Source organism: Candidatus Rokuibacteriota bacterium (assembly GCA_016188005.1).
Classification (GTDB): Bacteria; Methylomirabilota; Methylomirabilia; order Rokubacteriales; family CSP1-6; genus UBA12499.
The window spans coordinates 20,315-40,037 of record JACPIQ010000112.1 but is presented as its reverse complement, the minus strand read 5'-3'; the positions used below and the strand labels follow the sequence as shown (position 1 = coordinate 40,037).

Sequence of the window (19,723 nt, the reverse complement as noted above, 5' to 3'; positions counted from 1 at the left end):
ACCACACCGATGGAGGGAAGGGCATGACACCTGTGAGCAAGGCGGCAATGGACGATCCGAGCCTCAAGTTCGAGTGGCCTGTTCTCGACGACTACGAGGGCCGGGTTCCGTTCGGCACCCAGTCGGTGGACTGGGAAGAGCGGATCAACATGGACCGGATGCGGCGCTACCGCATGGGGCGGGTCAAGCAGCAGATGGAGGGGATGAAGCTCGGCGCCATCCTCTCCATCAACGAGTGGAACATGCGCTACATGACCTCCACCTGGAACGCGTACTGGACGACGCCGGCCTCGGGGCTCCGCTACTCCCTCTTCCCGGCCACCAAGGACAGCCCGATCCTCTACGAGCAGGGCGAGATCGGCTACCACGCCCGCCAGATGGCCCCGTGGCTCCACAAGGTCAAGGTGGCCATGACCGGCGCCGGCTGGATCGGGCGCGTGATGGGACCGGCCGGCCACGAGCAGCAGCAGAAGAAGTTCTGCCAGCAGATCGTGGACGACCTCAAGCAGGCCGGCGTCGAGAAGGAGACGCTGGCCATGGACGTCTGGGACCCGGGCATCGTCGCCGAGTTCCAGCGGCTGGGCATCAAGGTGAGCCCGGACGGGGCCGCCGCGATGCTCGAGGCGCGCCGGATCAAGAATCGGGACGAGATCGAGTGCCAGCGCATGGCGGCCACCATCTCGGATGCCATGTTCGGCGCCGTCGCGCGGGCCATCCGCCCGGGCGTCAAGGAGAGCGAGCTCTGCGGCATCGCGCACAAGACCGCCTATGATCTCGGCGCCCGCGTCTACTCCGGCATCTTCGTGACCTCGGGCCCCTTCGGCTGGCCGAACCCGCGGGACGAGAGCGACCGCATCATCCGGGCCGGGGATGTCGTCTACATGGACACCTACAACACCTCCTACATGGGCTACAAGACCTGCGTCTACCGGACGTACAGCTGCGGCAAGGCCCCCCAGGAGGCGAAGGACGACTACCAGCTGGCGCTGGACTGGCTCTACGACGCCATCAACATCATCAAGCCCGGCGTCACCACGCGCGAGGTCGCCGAGAAGTGGCCGTCGGGCCCCGAGGTCTGGAAGGACATCCACATCGTCAGCGAGGACCAGACGGCGGGCAGCAACTGGGCCCATGGCATCGGGCTCACCCTCTACGAGCCTCCCATCATCTGGCGCGAGGTGTCGCTGAACCCGCCAGACATCCCGCTGGAAGAGAACATGACCTTCGCCATCGAGACTCAGCACGGCCGGCCGGGAAAGCACGGCGTGCGCATCGAGGAGATGATCCGGGTCACCAAGACCGGCGTGGAGGTGATGACGAAGTTCCCCGTCGGCGAGATCCTCGAGGTCCCGCTGGTCTAGCGCGGGCGGCTCGAGAAGGCCCATCTGCGTCGTTGGCGCCCTCGGCCGCACGCTCAACGTACAGAGAGTACGCCTCGCGTGCGGCCGTCGGGCGCCGCCTCGCATCTGGACCTTCTCGAGCCGCCCGCCCGGTGCCGCCGTACGCCTTCACGGCCCCACCCGGCCTCTATCCCTTGACGGCGCGGGCCACCTGGAGCTTGTGCTTGCGCAGCTTCCGCCAGAGCGTCGGCACGCTGATCCCGAGCCTCCCGGCAGCCTCCCGCAGCGTCCGGCACTGATCGAGAGCCTGGCGCAGGACACGCGCCTCGAAGAGATCGGCCATGTCGCCGAGCCCGGACACGAGCGTCGTGTCCACGGCCACGTCCCGGCCCGCCGCCTCGAAGGCGCAGAGGCTCAGGTGCGAGGCGTGGATCTCCTCGCCGTCCGAGAGGATGGCCAGCCGCTCCAGGATGTTCTCGAGCTCCCGGACATTGCCCGGGTAGTGGTAGTCGCTCAACGCCTGGAGCACCTCCGGGGCCAGCCGTTTCCGCACTCCGTACTTCCGGGAGAGCGACTCGAGGAAGGTCGTGAGCATGACCGGGATGTCCTCGGGGCGCTCCCGCAGGGCAGGGATCCTCAGGGGGACCACGTTGAGGCGGAAATAGAGGTCCTCCCGGAACCGCCCCTCGGTCACCATCGCCTTGAGGTCACGGTTGGTGGCCGCCACGAGGCGCGCGTTGATGGCGATGGAGTGGCGCCCGCCGACGCGCTGGACCCGCTTCTCCTCGATGACGTTGAGCAGCTTGACCTGCAGGCTGAGGCTCAGCTCGCCGATCTCGTCCAGAAAGATGGTCCCGTTCTGGGCCAGCTCGAACTGCCCCGGCTTGCCGGTGCTGAGCGCCCCCGTGAAGGCCCCCCGCTCGTAGCCGAAGAGCTCCGACTCCACCAGCGGCTCTGGGATGGCCCCGCAGTTGAGGTGGACGAATGGGCCGCCCCGCTGCAGACTGCCGTCGTGGATGAGTCTGGCGAAGCGCCCCTTGCCCACCCCGGATTCCCCGAGGATGAGGACGGGAGAGTCGTACTTGGCGACCTTCAGGGCCGACCAGAGGCAGCGCTTCATCTTGTCGCTGTGGATCACCAGGTTGAAGGTGGGCAGGTCGGCGTACTCGGGGCTGAGGAAGATGGACTCGTTGGGCTCGCCGGCCACCGCCTGCTGCCCCAGGCGCTCGCGCAGCTTGTTCAGCTGGGTGATGTCCCGGACATTGACGATGACGAGCACCAGCTGGCCGTCCTCGTCGAACACCGGCGTTCCCGTGACCAGGGCCGTACTCCCCGTCGGGTAGGTGTGCATCATCGTGATGGGGATGCGCCGCTTGATGACCTCCTGGCTCACCGAGTGCTTGAGGACACCCTTCTTGACCACGGCCGCCATGTTCTGGTTGACGATGTCCTCCTCGCGGAGCCCGGCGATGCGGACATAGGCCTTGTTGACCTTGAGCACCGTGCCGTGGGCATCCACCACCACGAAGCCGTCGAAGGAGGCATTGAGCAGAGCGTCGAAGTGCTCGCAGGGGTTGATCCCGGTGGAGGTGACGGGCAGGCGGGGATTCTGCTCGGCCCCCTGGTGACGGATCTCGCGTATCACCTCGCGTGCCATGGTGTTCCCTCCTCCAGCTCACCTCCGGGCTGGGGCGCTTGGGCCCATGAGCTGGCGTTTCACTTCTAACACGGTCCATTTCATGATTGCAATGGCACGGTGATGGAGAAGAGGGGGCGCACCGGATGATCTATACCCAGGCGCGGTACCGGCCCCTTGGGGATCTGTACCTGACCGTGGAGTTCGGGGACGAGCTGAGCCTCCCGCTCAACTTCCGGGTGATTGCCCTCGACAGCGCCTTGAAGGCCCATGGGCTTGCCGGGGTGACCGAGGCTATCCCGACCAACCGCTCGCTGGGCATCGTCTACGATCCCTTCACCGTGAGCCGGCAGGAGCTGGTCGCCCGCCTCGAGGATCTCGAGCGGGAGGTGCAGGAGATCGAGGCACTGCCCTCCCGGCATGTCACCATCCCCATCTGGTACGACGACCCCTGGTCGCGGGACTGCGCCGCGGCCCATGGGGCTCCGAACAATGTCGAGTTCCTGGCCGAGATCAACTCCATGACGGCGGCAGAGGTGATCCGCACTCATTCGGGGACTGACCACTGGGTCTCGGCCGTGGGCTTCACCCCGGCCTGTTACCAGGCGATGCCGCTCGATCCCTCGAAAGCCCTCACCGCCCCGAAGTACCAGCGGCCGCGCCGCTGGACGCCGGAGCGGATCCTCTGCATCGCCGGCCAGCTCACCTCCTTCTATCCCATCGCCAGCCCCGGAGGCTATCAGCTGCTGGGCCGCACGCCGGTCGAGCTCTACGACCCCCGGCAGCGCAACCCGGCCTTCGCCGAGGGCCCTGTGCTCCCGCGTGTGGGCGATCGCCACAGCTATGTGCCCATCGACGAGGCCACGTACTGGGAGATCAGGCGCGAGGTGGAGGCCGGGGTCTACCGGTACCAGATCCGCGAGGAGACGTTCAACCTGCGGGAGTACCTCGCGAGGAGGGGCCATGCTTGAGGTGCTGGCCGGCGGGCTCCAGTCCACGATCCAGGACGTCGGCCGCCCCGGGTATCTGGCGACGGGCATGCCCCCGTCGGGACCGGCTGATCGCTTCTCCCTCGGCATCGCCAATCTCCTCGTCGGCAACGATCCCGGCGGCCCCTACCTCGTGGGCCGGCGGCCGGGTGCGGCCGGTATCGAGGTCCTCCTCTCGGGGCTCAAGCTCAGGGTGCTCGCCGAGACGGCGATCGCCGGCACGGGCGCCGACCTGTCGGCGACGCTCAACGGCCGTCCACTGCCCATGTGGCAGTGTCTGAGGGTGCAGCCGGGCGACGAGCTGGCCTTCGCCCGGGCGCGGAGCGGGGCGCGGGCCTATCTGGCTGTGGCCGGTGGCATCGACGTCCCGCTCTTCGCCGGCAGCCGCGCCACCAATGTCCGCGCCTTCGTCGGCGGCGTGGAGGGACGGCCGCTCAAGGCGGGCGACCTGCTCAGGAGCTTTCCAGCGAGCCGTCCGGCGAGCGAGCTCGAGGGGCGGCGGCTGCGGTCAGATCTCCTCCCGGCCCTTGGCGACCGCTGGCGGGTGCGGGTGGTCCTGGGCCCGCAGGACGACCTCTTCCTCCCCGAGAGCATCGAGACCTTCCTCGCCCATGACTGGCGCCTGTCGCCCACCTCAGACCGGATGGGCTGCCGCTACATCGGGCCGCCCCTTGCATTCAGGTCCCGCCCGGCCTATCTCGTGGAGCAGGCGGGGGCCGATCCCTCGAACATCGTGGACGACACGATCCCGGTCGGGGGCATACAGGTGCCCGGCGGGGTCGAGCCCATCGTGCTGCACGTGGATGGCCCGAGCCTCGGCGGCTATGCGAAGATCGCGACGGTGATCAGCGCCGATCTCCGCCAGGTGGGCCAGACGCGCCCCGGCCAGATCACCCGCTTCGAGGCGGTGTCCACCGACGAGGCCGTCCTTGCCCTCCGGGCGCTGGAGGGCTCCATCGCCGAGACGAGCATCATCACCCCCTGAGGCGCGAGCCGGCGCGGGAGACAGGATGCGGAGGCAAGTCAACCTCAACTGCGACATGGGCGAAAGCTACGGGCGCTGGACACTGGGTCACGACGGCCCCCTGATGGAACTCGTCCCGACCATCAACATCGCCTGCGGTTTTCATGCTGGCGACCCCCACGTGATGCGGCGCACCGTCGAGCTGGCGGCCGGGGCGGGCGTGGAGATCGGGGCGCATGTCGCCCTGCCGGACGTGCTCGGCTTCGGCAGGAGGCGGATGGCGATCACGGCCGATGAGCTCCGCGATTGCGTCCTCTACCAGGTCGGAGCCCTCCGCGCCTTCGTGGAGGCGGCCGGGCTTCGCCTCGGCCATGTCAAGCCCCACGGGGCGCTCTTCGCCATGTGCGGGGAGAGCGAGGAGTACGCGCTGGCGCTGCTGGGCGCCATGCGCGCCCTCGATCCGGCGCTCGTCGCCATCCTCGGTGGGCCGGCGGTGGCGGCCGCCGTGGCGGCCACCGGGATGCGGGCCGTGCCGGAAGGGTACGTGGACCTCGCGTATCAGCCCAATGGTTTCCCGGTGCTCGAGCGGGCCAAGCAGTCCTGGGATCCCGCCGAGGTGGCGGACCGCGCCGTGCGCATCACGCGGGAGCGCAGGCTGCCGGCTGTGGACGGCTCCGTGCTGAGCGTGGAGGTGCCGACGATCTGCGTCCATGGGGATGCCCCGAACGCGCTGGAGGTGGCCCGGGCTGTCCGGGCGCGCCTCGCGGCCGAGGGGATCGAGGTCGTCCCCCTGACGCGCATGCTGACCGAGGAGACGTGAGCATGGACATTCGACTCGACGATCGCGTGGCGCTGGTCACGGGGGCCTCGTCCGGCATCGGCCAGGCCGCCGCCCTGGCGCTGGCCGAGGCCGGCGCCGACCTGGTCATCCAGGGGCATACCCACATGGCCGAGCTCGAGGCGCTGGCCGACCGGATCATCCGGCTCGGACGCCGGGCCGTTCCGGTGCGCGCCGATGTGACCAGCCCCGAGGACGTGGACAGGCTGGTCCGGGCCGCGGTGGATGAGCTCGGCGGGGTGGACATCGCCTTCAACAATGCCGGGCTCATGCAGATGGCCCCGCTGGAGGAGACCAGCGACGAGATGTGGAACCGGCATCTGGCCACCAACGTGACGGGCGCCTTTCTCTGCGCCCGCCGGGTGGTGCCCGAGATGAAGAAGCGCGGTAAGGGCAAGCTCATCCACACGGGCTCGATCTTCGGGGCCTACGGCGTCCCCAGCGCCGTCGCCTACTGCGTCACCAAGATGGCCATTCACGGGCTCACGCGGGCGCTGGCCATCGAGCTGGCGCCCCACCGCATCAACGTCAATGCCGTGGCCCCGGGCAACGTCGTCACGCCGCTGAACGACGTCCTCTACGACTACATGGCCCAGCAGGCCGGCGCGCCGGGGGACCGCGAGGCGGGGAAGCGGCTGCTGGCCAAGTCCTACCCCCTGGGCCGGCTCGGGCAGGTGAACGACACGGCCACGGCCGTGGTCTACCTCGCCTCCGACGCCGCGGACTTCGTGACCGGCCAGATCATGTTCGTGGACGGCGGGTACTCGGTGTGGTGAGGTCTCCCCTCGCGGCGGGCATCGACTGATGCCGGGGCGCTTCGCCCCCGGAAGCGATCCCTGGCTGTTCGGGCTCTGCCTGTCCCGGGTCGGCGGCTTCATGGTCTACATCAGCTATGCGGCGGCCCTCCCCGTGCTCCAGCGGGAGTGGCAGATGTCGGCCACTGCTGCGGGCAGCATCGCCTCGAGCTTCCAGATCGTCTATGCGCTCTCGCTCCTCGGCTGCTCCGAGCTGGCCGACCGCATCGGGGCGCGCCGCGTCTTCGTCGCCGCCTCCTGGGCCTCGGCAGCGACCGCCATGCTCTTCGCCCTCGTCGCACGGGGCTACTGGTCGGGGCTCCTGTCCTACACGCTGCTGGCGCTGGCCCTCGGGGGGACCTACACGACAGGCATCCTGCTCGTGGCCGAGCACGTCCCCGTCGCGCGGCGCGGGCGGGCCATGGGGTATCTGCTGGGCGGCCACTCCCTGGCTCTCGCGCTGGCTTTGGTGCTCACCGGCGTGGCCATCCCGCGCGGGGGCTACCAGCTGGCCTTCGTCCTCACCTGCCTCGGCCCCGTGCTGGGCGGCCTCATGGTCTGGGCGGTGACGCGACAGACGCCCAACCGCGTGGCGAAGCGGAGCGCCGACCAGAAGATCACGGGTGCGGTGCTGCGCAACCGCCGGGCGATGCTCGTGATCACGGGCTACACGTGGCACGCCTGGGAGCTGCTCGGCATGTGGGCGTGGACCCCGGCCTTCCTGGCTGCCTGCCTGGCCGCCTCCGGCGTCGCCTCGGCTCAGGCCGCGGGCCTCGGCTCATCGGTGAGCGGGCTCTTCCACATCACCGGGATGGTGGCCTCGCTCGCCGCCGGTGTGCTCGCCGACCGCTTCGGCCGGACGCAGGTCATCTTCGTCATGGCGGCGCTGAGCGCGCTCTGTTCGCTCGTCTTCGGCTGGCTGATCGGAGGTCCGGTCTGGATCGTCGTGGCAGTGGGGCTCGTCTATGGCTTCGCCGCACTCGGGGACTCACCGATCTACTCGACGGCCATCACCGAGGTCGTGGCGCCCGCCTACCGCGGCGCCGCGCTGGCGCTGCGCTCGCTCACCGGCTATGGGGCGGGGGCGGCGGCGCCGCTCGTCTTCGGCTGGGTGCTCGATCTGCACGGCGGCGGGGGCGGCGGCGCTGCTGGCTGGGGCTGGGCCTTCGTCACGCTGGGGGCCGCAGGGGTGCTGGCCGCCGCCTCGGCCGTGGCCCTTCACCGCCTGCCGGAGGCCCATGCCCTGCGCAGAGGGGGTCAGGTCTTGAAAACCGCCACGTAGCCCCTTGCCGATGTCGGAATGCAAGACCTGACCCCCACTAGCACTAGCGCCTGGCCCTGAGGATCTCGACGGCGATGGGGATCACGGAGAGCACGATGACGATGCCCACCACGAGGTGGATGTAGTTCGAGATGTTCGGGATCACGCTGCCCAGCAGGTACCCCGCCCAGGTCATGCTGGCCACCCAGCCGACCCCGCCGAAGACGTTGTAGAAGACGAACCGCCGGTACCGCATCTGCCCCACCCCCGCCACCACGGGCGCGAAGGTGCGGATGATGGGCACGAACCGGGCGATGACGATCGTCTTGCCGCCGTAGCGCTCGTAGAACTCGCGGGTGCGGACCAGGTGGCGGCGGTTGAACAGGAGGGAGTCCTCCCGGGTGAAGACCCGGGGCCCGGTCCTCCTGCCGATGGCATAGCCGACGCTGTCCCCGGCGATGGCGGCCGCCATGAGCAGGAGGTTGAGCCACCAGATGTCGAGCGTGCCGGCCGCGGCGACGAGCCCGGAGGTGATCAGGAGCGAGTCGCCCGGCAGGAAGAAGCCCACGAGCAGCCCCGTCTCGCAGAAGACGATGGCGACGAGCACGGTGTAGCCGCCCCAGCGGATGAGATCGGCCAGGGACATGCTCCCGTCGAGGATCCCCGCGAGGAACTCCACCTGCGCGGCGCCGTCCCGCGCCTAGCCGAGCTCGGCGAGCGCCACGCGGCGGCCAAGGCGTGAGGAAAGGCGGGCCGCTTCCACTGTCTCGAGCGCCGCAAGCCCGGCCTCGACGTCCACCGCCGGCGGCCCGCCGCGCGCCACGGCGTCCAGGAAGAGCTCGAGCTCGCGGCGCAGCGGCTCGGGCCCTGCGGCCTTGACGGCCCGGCGCGGGCCCTCGGGCGCCTGCCAGCCGCCGGGGCCCTGGATGTGGCGGTTCTCGTGGACGGTGACCTCCGACGAGCCGAAATCCGCGCTGAGCGTTGCCCGCGCGCCGACGATGACGCAGTCGCGAAATGTCCCTGGGGCGAAGTAGCCCGCCTCGACGAACGCCGGGACGCCGGCGTACTCGACCGTGGCGAAGGAGCAGTCGTCCAGCCCCCGCCCGAGGTGGTCGGAGAGCGTGGCCGTCACCGCGGTGGGCCGCCGCCCCAGCAGATGGGCGAAGAGGTCGAAGTAGTGGATGGCATCGGTCTGCGTGACGCCGACATCCGTGCGCGGCCGCTTGAAGCCGGCGAAGCGCCCGGTCGCGTAGCGCACGGGACCGACGGCGCCGCCGGCGAGTTCCGCCTGCAACACCGCGGTGACAGGGTGGAAGCGGAAGATGTGTCCCACCTGGAGGACGCGCCCCGTGGCGCGCACGACCCGCGCCAGCTCCCGCCCCTCGGCGACGGTCAGGGTGAGTGGCTTCTCGACGAAGCAGTGGCGCCCGGCCTCGAGACACGCCCGGGCCAACGCGACGTGGCTGTCGGCGGGCGTGACCAGGTCCACGGCCTCCACGTGGGGCAGCGCCCGTCTGATGTCCTCCACCGCCCGCGCGGGGTCCACGCCGGCCCTGACGGCGAAGGCCCGCCGCTCCGGGGACAGGTCCGCCACCCACAGCTCGACGCCCAACTCCTGGAGCACGCGCAGGTGCTTCTCGCCCCAGCGCCCCAGCCCGACCAGGAGCAGCTTCATCGTTCTTGATCTCGCTGTAACGTGGAGGACGTCGGGTTGCGGCCGGGCCTCTTCGCCCCTGCGGGGCTCATCTCAGCTCGCCTGAACGTGGAGGACACCGCGTGGCGGTTAGGCCTCTTCGCCCCTGCGGGGCTCATCGGGGCGCGCTGTCATCGCCCGCGAGATCCTCGGCGACCTCGTAGCGCAGGAGCCGGTCCTTCATCCAGCGCACCACCAGGAGGTCGTAGAAGGCGCGGAAAGCGCGATTGCCGATGCCGTACTTGGACTGGCCGAAGCGGCGCGGACGGTGGTTGACCGGGATCTCGAGCACGCGGAAGCCCCGCATCTTGAGGAGCGTGGGGATGAAGCGGTGGAAGCCCTTGTAGAGCACGAGGTCGGCGAGGCACTCGCGCCGGAAGGCGCGGAAGGTGCAACCGCTGTCCTGGATCGTCTCGTCGCTGAGCGCGTTGCGCACCCGGTTGGCGATGCGCGAGGAGAGGCGCCGCACGAGGGAGTCGCCGGCCCCGCGATTCACGCGCCAGCCCGTCACGGCATCCCAGTGCTCGAGATGGCCGAGCATCGCCGGGATGTCGTGCGGGTCATTCTGGAGATCGGCGTCCATCACGACCACCCAGCGGCCGCGCGCGGTCCTGAGGCCCGCGTCCGTGGCGGCCGTCTCCCCTGCATTGGCCTTGAGCCTGACGAGCCGCACGCGCGGGTCCTGCTCGCGGAAGTCGCGGACGATCTCGGCGCTCCGGTCCTGGCTGCCGTCGTCCACGAACACGACCTCGTAGCGCAGGTCGGTACCGGCCATGACCTCGCGGAGCTCGGGCCACAGGAGCGGGAGGTTGTCCTCCTCGTTGTACACGGGCACGACGATGGACAGCTCGGGCGCGCTCGTCATGGGCGGATCCCGGGGGGCGCCGGCGCGCTCACCCGCGCGCGGGCGAGGCGCCCGGAGGCTCAGCCGAGGGAGCGGTACCCTGCCACTCCGGCACCAGCCGGTGCGGCAGGCGCAGGCGGTCGAGCACCCGGGCCAGGGTGTGATCGATGAGGTCGTCGATGTGCTTCGGCCGGTTGTAGAAGGCGGGCATGGGCGGCAGGATCACCGCCCCCATCTCGCAGCAGGCCGTGAGCACGCGGAGATGCCCGAGATGCAGCGGCGTCTCGCGCACCACGAGGATCAGCGGCCGGCCTTCCTTGAGGGTGACGTCCGCCGCCCGCGCCAGGAGGGTGCTCGCCGCGCAGTGCGCCACCGCGGAGGCCGACTTGATGCTGCAGGGGACGATGACCATGCCGTCGGTGGTGAAGGAGCCAGAGGCGATGGCCGCACCGATGTCCCTGTCGCTGTAGCGCCGCGTGGCCAGCGCCTCGACGTCCCGCAGGCTCCGGTCCGTCTCCTCGGCGATGGTGCGCTTGGCGGCCTCGGAGATGACGAGGTGGGTCTCGACCCCGGCCATGCCCCGGAGCAGGTCGAGGAGGCGGATGCCGTAGATGGCACCGGAGGCTCCGCTGAGCCCGACGACGATGCGTCTCATAGCCTGAACCGGCGCCGGAACACCTCGTCGCGCGTCTTGTGGTAGAGCACCTCCCATTCGGCGCTCCCCTCGGGGGATGGGCGGGCATAGCTGGACAGGGTGCGGCGGACCTCCTGGTCGATGGAGTCCTCGAGCTTCGCCTCGTCCTCCAGCACGCGGAAAACCTCGGTGCGGAGATGGCCGCGCGTCCGCTCGTCGGCCAGAGCCTTGATGACCACGCCCTCCGTGGTCCCGAGCTCGGCCACGATGCGGTCGGCCAGGGTGAAGAGGCGTTCCCGGCTCATGCGCGTCACAGCGTGAACCCCCGCTCCCGGGCCAGCTTGCCCTTGACCAGGGTGAAGAGCCGATTGTAGTCGTAGGCCGAGTCCCGGATTTCCTTGGCGTGGTCCTGCATCAGGGCCCGCGCGTCGGCGTCGAGCTTCTCCTCGGCCAGGAGGTTCTCGGACAGGATCCGGCGGACGGCGTCACGGGCTCGGGCCTCGTCCCTCGTCTCGATGAGCCTTCGCCCCACGAGGCGCTTGAGCACCGCCTCCGCCATCCGTCCCGCCAGCTCGTCCTTGCGCCCCATGCCGAGGTCAAGACTACACGTCCGCGGCAAAGGGTGTCAAGCCGAACTCTGCGGAAAATCGGCTAAAACTCCCGTGGCCAGGCAGGCAGGAGGACCCGGAACCGTGAGCCTTGCCCCGGGCAGCTCGCCACTCCCACACTGCCCCCATGGGCCTCGGCCATGGCCTTCACGAGGGCCAGGCCAAGACCGAGCCCCCTGGCGCTGGCCGTGCCCGGATGCGGGACGCGGACATACTTGTCGAAGATCCGCGGCAGGGCCTCTGGCGGAATCCCCACCCCCTCGTCCTCTACCGCCAGCTCCATCACCCCGTCCAGTCCCGGGGCGGGCCCGGCGCTGACCGTGACCGCGCCCCCTCCGGGGGAGTACTTGACCGCGTTGGAGAGGAGATTCTTCAGCACCCGATCCAGCGCGTCGCGGTCCCCCGCGACCGGGACCAGGCCGCTGGCCGGCCCCCAGCGGAAGCGGTGACGCGGGTGGCTCTCGGCGAAGAGCTCCAGGTTTCGCTCCACCAGCTCACCGAGAGCCACGGGCTCGCGGCGCAGCGCCTCGGGGCGCCCCGCCTCGATCCGCGAGAGGTCCAGGAGCTCGCTCACGATCCGTCCGAGCCGCTCGGCCTCACTGTGGAGGTGGCCGATGAAGCGGCGGGCCTGCGCCGGCGGCACGCTCCGGGACAGGAGTAGCTCGCTGAAGCCCTGGAGCGCTGTGAGCGGGGTACGGAGCTCGTGAGACACCACCGACAGGAAGTCCGATTTCGCCCGGTCCAGCTCGCGTAGCCGCTCGGTCGCGGCCAGGATCTTGTCCTCGAGCTCGAGCGCGAAGCGGCGCTGGAGCAGCATCAGCCGCGCATTCTCGATGCCGAGCGCCAGGTGCATCGCCATCTCATGGGCGGCCACGCGCATGCCCGGGGTCAGCTCGCCCCTCCACTCGAGCGCCAGCGCCCCCACCCGCCCCGCTCCCGAGTCGAGCGGGAGAACCAGGCCACGCCGTGGCGCGGGCCCCGGCGACGGCGCCTGGCCGAAGCGCTCATCCCCGGCAAGGTCGCGAGTCGTGACGGGCCCGCCGCCGCGCAGGGTCCATGCCATGGCCGAGCGCGGATCGAGGCGGGCGCCCGGAGGCGCGCTCACCACGGCCGGGCTGTCTCCGGTGCCGACTGCGAGCCCTGCGCGCTCGGCCCCCAGGGCCACCCGCATGCGCTCGGCCACCTCCTCCAGTCGCGCGTCGAGGGGCCCATCGCGCGCCAGCCCCTGCTGGATCTCGAGGAGTGCCCCCAGTCTCTGCGCCCGGGCGCGCGACTGATCGCGCAGACGCCCCACGACCCAGCCCGAGGCCAGGGGCGTGGCCAGCGCGACCAGCCCGTCGACGGCGCCTGCGGTGAGCCCGGTGCGCTCGATTCCCGGCAGCACGAGTGGGGCCTGGAGGAATCCTGCCAGAAGCCCAGTGAGACAACCCCCGGGCGTCCCCGAGGCGAAAGCCGCCCAGAGCGTGGGAAGGAGATAGAGATGGCGCAGCGTAACCATGGCTCCGTCCCCCGCCCAGACGATGACGCCAGTGAGCGCGAGGAGCAGCGAGAGCTGCGCCGTCACCCCACCACGAGCGTCCGGTAGGCGGCGAAGAAGGCGATGCTGGCCAGGTAGCCGGGCAGGAGGCTCCCGCTCCATGCGCGTAGCGCCGAGGCGCAGAGACCCAGCGCTGCCAGATAGAACACGGCGCCCGCGCCGACCTCCACCGTGCGCGGCAGCCAGGGATCCAGCAGGTAGCGCACGAGCCCCAGGGACGTCGAGGCCACGGCCGCCCCCCAGAATCCCCAGCGATGCCACCAGTGGGAGAAGAGGGCTCCCCGGAAGAGCCACTCGGCCGACAGCGCATTGGCTCCCACGTCATAGGCCACGGCCGCGAGATAGGCGCCGCCGCGCGGCATGCGCACCGCATACCCGAGGGTCTGCGAGGTGGAGACGAGGAGGTGGCCGCCGAGAAAGGTCCCGGAGGCCAGTCCCAGGAGGAGGCTGCGGCGAGGCTCTGGGGCCAGGAGCCCGATCCGCCCCAGCGCCGGATGACGACGGCCCTCCCAGACCAGCATGAAGGGCAGCAGGGCATGCCCGGCGCTCCCCCAGGCGCCAAGCCCGCTGAGCGTGAAGGCCGCGAGCAGCGCAGCCGCCAGACGCAGCGCGGGGCCCTGCCATCCCGGCTGGCCACCCAGCGCGATGAGCCAGCCCACCGCGATGAGCCCGCCGTGGAGGGCCGCGCCCTGCAGGGGGCGCCCCAGGGCCCCCAGTGCCTCGCTCCCGAGCTCGAGCCGGCGGCCCAGGGCCACCAGCAGGAGCATCGCCCCCGCGACCGCCAGAAGGGGCCGCAAGAGCGGCCGGCGCGCAGCGCGGGCCTCTGCCTCAAAGGGCGCGTGCAGGAGGCGCATCGCCCACGAGACCCACGAACAGCGTGACGAGATCGCCGTCCAGCGTGCGGCCGGATTCACGCTGGAGCCGCCGCAGCGCGGCCTCGTGAGAGAGGCCGGGCCGGTACGGCCGGTCCGAGGTGAGGGCGTCGTACACATCCACCACAGCAACGATCCGGGCGCCCAGGGGGATGCCGGCTCCCAAGAGTCCGTCGGGGTACCCCGAGCCGTCCTGCCGCTCATGATGGTGGCGGACGATGCTCGCCCCTTCGACGAAGAACTCGAGCGGGGCGAGGATGCGCGCGCCGGTCAGCGGGTGCTCGCGCATGGTCTCCCACTCCGCCGCGGTGAGGGGCCCCGGTTTTCTCAGCACCACTTCAGGAATGCCGATCTTCCCCAGATCGTGGAGCCGCGCGGCCTGGGCCAGCAGCTCCGCCACCGGCGCGGCCAGCCCCGCCGCGAGCGCCAGCGAGCGGCCGAGCGCCGCCACGCGCTCGGAATGGCCCCGCGTGTACTGGTCTCTCGCCTCCAGGGCATGGGCCAGGGCCTGGAGGCTGTGGAGGAAGACACGCTCGACCCGCCCATGCGTCCGCTTGAGGTCCTCGGCGTACCTGAGCGTCTGGCGGTGCGCCGCCCGCAGTCGCTGATTGGCCTGGGCCAGCTCGCGCTCCCGGGCCCGCGAGGCCTGGTGGAGAACCTTGAGGTCCCGAGCATAGGACAGCGCCTGGGCCAGCGCTACGTGTCCGGCCATGCCACCGCCTCGGGCAGGAGCGATCGGACCAATGAGTAAAGCGCCAGCGGGGAGAAAGGCTTGGTCAGGTAGCCGTCCGCCCCCGCCGCGAGGCCCCGGACACGATCGGCCTCCTGGCTGGCCGCGGTGAGCATGACGATCCGGCTGCCGGCCAGCGCCGGATCCTGCCGCAGGAGCCGGCAGAGGGCGAGGCCGTCGAGGTCCGGCATCCGCACGTCCAGGAAACAGAGCTCAGGCCTCACGGCCTGGGCCACGCGGAGGGCTTCGAGGCCGCCCCTGGCTTCGACCACGCGCACCTGCTCGTCCTCCAGGGTGAAGCGGATCAACTCGAGGATCGGGGGCTCATCGTCCGCCACGAGGATGGTGGTCATGCTGAGCCAGGAGAGCGAGGAACATGCCAGTCCCGTGACGCAGGGAAATCAGGGGATTAGCGCGGGGGGCCGCCGCTAACTGCCCAGTGGGCTGTGCAGTGCGGCACGAGGGCTGCACTGCTGGCTGGGCAGCGCCAGACCCCGAGGTCTCGGCTCGGTTCCGAGCGGCCCGCTACCTGCGGCCGGCGCGCCCGGCGACTTGCAGCCGCGCCAGCGCGCGCGCCAGCGCCGCGACGGCGCGCGTGTAGTCGATCTCCCTCTCACCGGCCGGCGATGGCGGGGCCGGGTGTCTCCCCGCGAGCCGCTGCTCGGCCCGCTGGCGCGCCCGCTCGGCGCGTTCGCGGTCGATGTCCTCGGGCCGCTCCGCGACCTCGGCGAGGATCATCACGCGGTCGCCCTGGACCTCGGCGAAGCCGCCGATGACGGCGATATAGGTCTCCTCGCGCCCGTGGCGGTAGCTCACCTCGCCCGCGCCGAGCGTGGTGAGGAAGGGCGCATGCCCCGGGAGCACGCCGAAGTATCCCTCGCTGCCGGGGGCGACGACCTCGTCCACGTCGGCGGACACGAGCTGCTGCGTGGGCGTTGCCAGCTCGAGCCGCACTACTTGACCTCCCGCATCCGGCGGGCCTTCTCGGCCGCCTCGTCGATGCCGCCCACCATGTAGAAGGCCTGCTCCGGCAGGTCGTCGTGCTTGCCCTCGACGATCTCCTTGAAGCCGCGGATCGTGTCCGGCAGCTTGACGTAGCGGCCCTGCTGGCCGGTGAAGGCCTCGGCCACGAAGAAGGGCTGCGAGAGGAAGCGCTGGATCTTGCGTGCCCGGGCCACGATGAGCTTGTCCTCGTCGGACAGCTCCTCCATGCCGAGGATGGCGATGATGTCCTGGAGGTCCTTGTAGCGCTGTAGCGTGGACTGGACCGCCCGGGCCGTCCCGTAGTGCTCCGCCCCGAGGATGACGGGGTCGAGGATGCGGGAGGTGGAAGCCAGCGGGTCCACGGCGGGGTAGATGCCCAGCTCGGCGATCTGGCGCGAGAGCACGGTCGTCGCGTCGAGATGGGCGAAGGCCGTCGCCGGGGCCGGGTCGGTGATGTCGTCGGCGGGAACGTAGATGGCCTGCACCGAGGTGATGGACCCGCGCTTGGTGGAGGTGATGCGCTCCTGGAGGGCGCCCATCTCCGTGCCGAGCGTCGGCTGGTAGCCCACCGCCGAGGGCATGCGGCCCAGCAGCGCCGAGACCTCGCTCCCGGCCTGGGTGAAGCGAAAGATGTTGTCGATGAAGAGGAGCACGTCCTGCCCCTCCTCGTCCCGGAAGTACTCGGCCGAGGTGACGCCGGTGAGGCCGACGCGGAGCCGCGAGCCCGGCGGCTCGGTCATCTGGCCGAAGATGAGGGCAGTCTTCTCGATGACGCCCGATTCCTTCATCTCGTGCCAGAGGTCGTTGCCCTCGCGCGTCCGCTCTCCCACCCCGGCGAAGACCGAGATGCCGCCGTGCTGCTTGGCGATGTTGTTGATCAGCTCCATGATGAGCACGGTCTTGCCCACGCCCGCGCCGCCGAAGAGCCCCGTCTTGCCGCCCTTGGTGTAGGGCTCGAGGAGGTCAACGACCTTGATCCCCGTCTCGAACATCTCCACCTTGGTGGACTGCTGGTCGAAGGCCGGCGCGGGGCGGTGGATCGGGTAGAACTTGCTGGCCTTGACGGGGCCCCCCTTGTCCACCGCCTCGCCGGTGATGTTCAGGATCCGCCCCAGCGTCTCCTTGCCCACGGGGATGGAGATGGGCTGGCCCGTGTCCACGACGGGCGTGCCGCGGGAGAGGCCCTCGGTGGACGCCATGGCGACGGCGCGCACCTGGCTCTCGCCGAGATGCTGGGCCACCTCGAGGACCAGCTTCGACGAGTAGGCGAAGATGTCGGTGCTGCCGGCTCCCGGCACCTCCAGCGCGTTGTAGATCGGCGGCAGCTGGCCGGGCTCGAACTCCACGTCCACCACCGGTCCGATCACCTGAACGATCTTGCCCTGGTTCATTCCTGGCTCCTATGTCCTCTTCATCCTCAACATGCCTACGGCATGTTGACCGTGGTCGAAAGGGTCGGGGCCACCGCCGGCCCCCCGACCTCCCGTCCTGTCCACCCACGCCTGCGGCATGTTGACCGTGGTCGGGACGGGCGGGACGCCCGGCCGGGGCCCTCGTTACCCGCCCTCCTGCCGAGCCCTACGCCTCGGCGGACTGGCGGAGGGCTTCGGCCCCGCCGACGATGTCCAGGAGTTCCTTGGTGATCCGCTCCTGCCGCGCCTTGTTGTACTGGATCGTGAGCACACCGATCATCTCCTTGGCGTTCTTGGTGGCCGCCTCCATGGCAGTCATCCTGGCCCCGTGCTCGCCCGCCACCGACTCCATCAACGCGCGGTAGACCTGGGTGGTCACGTGCCGCGGCAGGAGCGAGGCGAGGATGGCCTCGGCGCTCGGCTCGTAGATGTAATCGGCTGGTGCCCCGTCCCCCGCCCCCGCCCCGTCGGCCTGGATGGGGAGGAGCTGCCCCCGCCTGACGCGCTGGACGGCCACCGACCGGAACTCGTTGTAGATCAGGTGGACCTCGTCCACCTCCTCGGCGAGATAGCCCTGCATGAGCCCGTCGGCCAGCTCGCGCGCATGGGAGAACGCCAGCCGGTCGAAGAACCCCAACATCTCCGACTTCACGGCCCACCGCCGCCGGCGGTAGAAGTCGCGCGACTTCTTGCCCACCACCACCAGGGTCACGTCGACCTCCCCTGCCTCGCGCAGGAACTGAAGCGAGGCCCGGAGAACATTGGAGTTGAAGGCGCCACACAGCCCCTTGTCGGCGGTGACGATGACGAGGCGCCGCCGCCCCGTGGCCCGCCGGGCCAGCAGCGGATGCGCTTCCTCGCCGGCGCGCGCGACGAGGCTGCCGAGCAGCTCGCGCATCTTGTGGGCATAGGGGCGCGCCTCGATGAGCCGCTCCTGGGCACGCCGGAGCTTGGAGGCCGCCACCAGCTTCATGGCGCGGGTGATCTTCTGGGTGGACTGGACCGACCGGATCCTGCGCTGGATGTCCCGCAGCGTCGCCATGGCGGTCGCCGCGCCTCAGGCGGCCTTGATGCCCCGCGCGGCGACGAACTCCGCCTTGGCTTCGTCGATGGCCCGGGTCAGACGCTCGCGGATCTCGTCGGTGAGCTCCTTCTTGTTGGCGAGGTCGGCCAGGAGCTGGGCGTGCTTGCGCTCGAGGAGCGGGTAGAGGGAGGCCTCGAAGGGGCGGACCTGGTCCACGGGAAGATCATCGAGCATCCCCTGGGTGCCCGCGAAGATGCTGGCGATCTGGCGCTCGAGGGGCAGCGGCACGTACTGGCCCTGCTTGAGCACCTCCACCATCCGCTGCCCGCGCGCGAGCTGCAGCTGCGTCGCCTTGTCGAGGTCCGAGCCGAATTGCGCGAAGGCCGCAAGCTCGCGGTACTGGGCCAGGTCCAGCCTGAGCTTGCCGGCGATCTGCCGCATGGCCTTGACCTGGGCCGAGCCACCCACGCGCGACACCGACAGACCCACGTTCACCGCCGGCCGGATGCCCGAGAAGAAGAGGTCCGACTCGAGGTAGATCTGGCCGTCGGTGATGGAGATGACGTTGGTCGGAATATAGGCCGCCACGTCGCCCAGCTGTGTCTCGATGATGGGCAGCGCCGTGAGCGAGCCCCCGCCCAGCTCGTCGTTGAGCTTGGCGGCGCGCTCGAGCAGCCGCGAATGCAGGTAGAAGACGTCGCCCGGATACGCCTCGCGCCCCGGCGGCCGGCGCAGGAGCAGCGACAGCTGACGATACGCCTGGGCATGCTTCGACAGGTCGTCGTAGATGCACAGCGCGTGGCGCCCCGAGTCGCGGAAGTACTCACCCATGGCGCAGCCGCTATAGGGCGCCAGGTACTGCAGCGGCGCCGACTCCGAGGCCGAGGCGATGATCACGGTGGTATAGGCCATCGCGCCCGTGTCCTCGAGGACCTTCACCACCTGGGCCACCGTGGAGCGCTTCTGCCCGATGGCCACGTAGAAGCAATAGACCCCCTGCCCCTTCTGGTTGATGATCGTGTCGACGCCGATGGCCGTCTTGCCGGTCTGACGGTCGCCGATGATGAGCTCGCGCTGGCCGCGGCCGATGGGGATCATGGCGTCGATGGCCTTGAGGCCGGTCTGCAACGGCTCCCTCACCGACCGCCGGTCCACCACGCCGGGGGCGTAGCGCTCGATGGAGCGGAACTCCTTGGAGTCGATGGGCCCCTTGCCGTCCACGGGCTGGCCCAGCGCGTTGACGACACGGCCGATCAGGGCCTCCCCGACCGGCACCTGCGCAATGCGCTTGGTCCGGGTCACGGGATCGCCTTCCTTGATCAGCGTGTCCGAACCCAGCAGGACGGCGCCGACATTGTCGGATTCGAGGTTCAGCACCAACCCGTAGACGCCGCCGGGGAATTCCAGGAGCTCGCCCGCGAGCGCCTTCTCGAGGCCGTAGATCCGCGCGATTCCGTCGCCCACCTCGATCACGCGCCCGGCTTCCTTGAGGTCGACCTCGGCCTCGTACCCCTGGAGCTGGCGCTTGATGATCTCGCTGATCTCTTCCGCCTTGATCATGAG

Annotated in this window: 21 protein-coding genes; 6 read left to right on the top strand and 15 right to left on the bottom strand. The window is 70.3% G+C overall.

What is annotated here, in order from left to right; translation table 11 throughout:
* Window positions 1–23: 23 nt before the first annotated feature.
* Entirely contained in the window at window positions 24–1,361 is a 1,338-nt protein-coding gene (locus tag HYV93_21865; GenBank protein MBI2528615.1) for an aminopeptidase P family protein, read from the top strand.
* 166 nt (window positions 1,362–1,527) lie between these two features.
* On the opposite strand, the gene HYV93_21860 is transcribed toward HYV93_21865, so the two are convergent.
* Entirely contained in the window at window positions 1,528–2,997 is a 1,470-nt protein-coding gene (locus HYV93_21860; GenBank protein MBI2528614.1) for a sigma 54-interacting transcriptional regulator, read from the bottom strand.
* Window positions 2,998–3,122: 125 nt separating this feature from the next.
* On the opposite strand from HYV93_21860, the gene HYV93_21855 reads away from it, so the two are divergent.
* From HYV93_21855 to HYV93_21835, 5 genes are read left to right on the top strand one after another with little or no spacing between them, the layout of a single operon-like run.
* Window positions 3,123–3,947 carry an allophanate hydrolase subunit 1 gene (locus HYV93_21855; protein MBI2528613.1) on the top strand — a complete coding sequence of 275 codons (825 nt, stop codon included), beginning with the start codon at window positions 3,123–3,125 and terminating at the stop codon, window positions 3,945–3,947.
* Entirely contained in the window at window positions 3,940–4,950 is a 1,011-nt protein-coding gene (locus HYV93_21850; protein ID MBI2528612.1) for a biotin-dependent carboxyltransferase, read from the top strand. Before HYV93_21855 ends, HYV93_21850 begins: the two co-directional genes overlap by 8 nt.
* 25 nt (window positions 4,951–4,975) lie before the next feature.
* Window positions 4,976–5,749, top strand: coding sequence for a 5-oxoprolinase subunit PxpA (locus HYV93_21845; protein MBI2528611.1), 774 nt, complete (start codon window positions 4,976–4,978; stop codon window positions 5,747–5,749).
* Window positions 5,750–5,751: 2 nt separating this feature from the next.
* Window positions 5,752–6,543: a glucose 1-dehydrogenase gene (locus tag HYV93_21840; protein ID MBI2528610.1), complete on the top strand. Its 792-nt coding sequence runs from the start codon at window positions 5,752–5,754 to the stop codon at window positions 6,541–6,543.
* A gap of 28 nt (window positions 6,544–6,571) precedes the next feature.
* Window positions 6,572–7,843, top strand: coding sequence for an MFS transporter (locus tag HYV93_21835; GenBank protein ID MBI2528609.1), 1,272 nt, complete (start codon window positions 6,572–6,574; stop codon window positions 7,841–7,843).
* Between the two features lie 43 nt (window positions 7,844–7,886).
* On the opposite strand, the gene HYV93_21830 is transcribed toward HYV93_21835, so the two are convergent.
* The 14 genes from HYV93_21830 to HYV93_21765 form a co-directional block, all read right to left on the bottom strand.
* On the bottom strand, window positions 7,887–8,468 hold the full coding sequence (locus HYV93_21830; GenBank protein ID MBI2528608.1) for a VTT domain-containing protein: 582 nt from the start codon (window positions 8,466–8,468) through the stop codon (window positions 7,887–7,889).
* A gap of 54 nt (window positions 8,469–8,522) precedes the next feature.
* Window positions 8,523–9,497, bottom strand: a complete 975-nt coding sequence (locus HYV93_21825) for a Gfo/Idh/MocA family oxidoreductase (GenBank protein ID MBI2528607.1) — start codon at window positions 9,495–9,497, stop codon at window positions 8,523–8,525.
* Window positions 9,498–9,630: 133 nt separating this feature from the next.
* Window positions 9,631–10,380: a glycosyltransferase family 2 protein gene (locus HYV93_21820; protein MBI2528606.1), complete on the bottom strand. Its 750-nt coding sequence runs from the start codon at window positions 10,378–10,380 to the stop codon at window positions 9,631–9,633.
* Between the two features lie 28 nt (window positions 10,381–10,408).
* Window positions 10,409–11,014, bottom strand: coding sequence for a UbiX family flavin prenyltransferase (locus HYV93_21815; GenBank protein ID MBI2528605.1), 606 nt, complete (start codon window positions 11,012–11,014; stop codon window positions 10,409–10,411).
* Entirely contained in the window at window positions 11,011–11,298 is a 288-nt protein-coding gene (locus HYV93_21810; protein MBI2528604.1) for a DUF507 family protein, read from the bottom strand. The genes HYV93_21815 and HYV93_21810 overlap by 4 nt, the downstream gene beginning before the upstream one ends.
* Before the next feature lie 5 nt (window positions 11,299–11,303).
* Window positions 11,304–11,582: a DUF507 family protein gene (locus HYV93_21805; GenBank protein ID MBI2528603.1), complete on the bottom strand. Its 279-nt coding sequence runs from the start codon at window positions 11,580–11,582 to the stop codon at window positions 11,304–11,306.
* 62 nt (window positions 11,583–11,644) lie between these two features.
* Window positions 11,645–13,165: a hypothetical protein gene (locus HYV93_21800; GenBank protein MBI2528602.1), complete on the bottom strand. Its 1,521-nt coding sequence runs from the start codon at window positions 13,163–13,165 to the stop codon at window positions 11,645–11,647.
* A complete protein-coding gene (locus HYV93_21795; GenBank protein MBI2528601.1) occupies window positions 13,162–13,905 on the bottom strand; it encodes a hypothetical protein in 744 nt (247 codons plus the stop codon). The genes HYV93_21800 and HYV93_21795 overlap by 4 nt, the downstream gene beginning before the upstream one ends.
* Window positions 13,906–13,966: 61 nt before the next feature.
* On the bottom strand, window positions 13,967–14,722 hold the full coding sequence (locus tag HYV93_21790; GenBank protein ID MBI2528600.1) for an HD-GYP domain-containing protein: 756 nt from the start codon (window positions 14,720–14,722) through the stop codon (window positions 13,967–13,969).
* On the bottom strand, window positions 14,707–15,093 hold the full coding sequence (locus HYV93_21785) for a response regulator (GenBank protein MBI2528599.1): 387 nt from the start codon (window positions 15,091–15,093) through the stop codon (window positions 14,707–14,709). The genes HYV93_21790 and HYV93_21785 overlap by 16 nt, the downstream gene beginning before the upstream one ends.
* Before the next feature lie 172 nt (window positions 15,094–15,265).
* On the bottom strand, window positions 15,266–15,694 hold the full coding sequence (locus HYV93_21780) for a F0F1 ATP synthase subunit epsilon (GenBank protein ID MBI2528598.1): 429 nt from the start codon (window positions 15,692–15,694) through the stop codon (window positions 15,266–15,268).
* The gene (gene atpD, locus HYV93_21775) at window positions 15,694–17,115 is read right to left on the bottom strand and encodes a F0F1 ATP synthase subunit beta (protein ID MBI2528597.1); all 1,422 of its coding nucleotides are present in this window, start codon (window positions 17,113–17,115) and stop codon (window positions 15,694–15,696) included. Before atpD ends, HYV93_21780 begins: the two co-directional genes overlap by 1 nt.
* A gap of 187 nt (window positions 17,116–17,302) precedes the next feature.
* On the bottom strand, window positions 17,303–18,178 hold the full coding sequence (atpG, locus tag HYV93_21770) for an ATP synthase F1 subunit gamma (GenBank protein ID MBI2528596.1): 876 nt from the start codon (window positions 18,176–18,178) through the stop codon (window positions 17,303–17,305).
* Window positions 18,179–18,193: 15 nt separating this feature from the next.
* On the bottom strand, window positions 18,194–19,720 hold the full coding sequence (locus HYV93_21765; protein ID MBI2528595.1) for a F0F1 ATP synthase subunit alpha: 1,527 nt from the start codon (window positions 19,718–19,720) through the stop codon (window positions 18,194–18,196).
* Window positions 19,721–19,723: the final 3 nt, after the last annotated feature.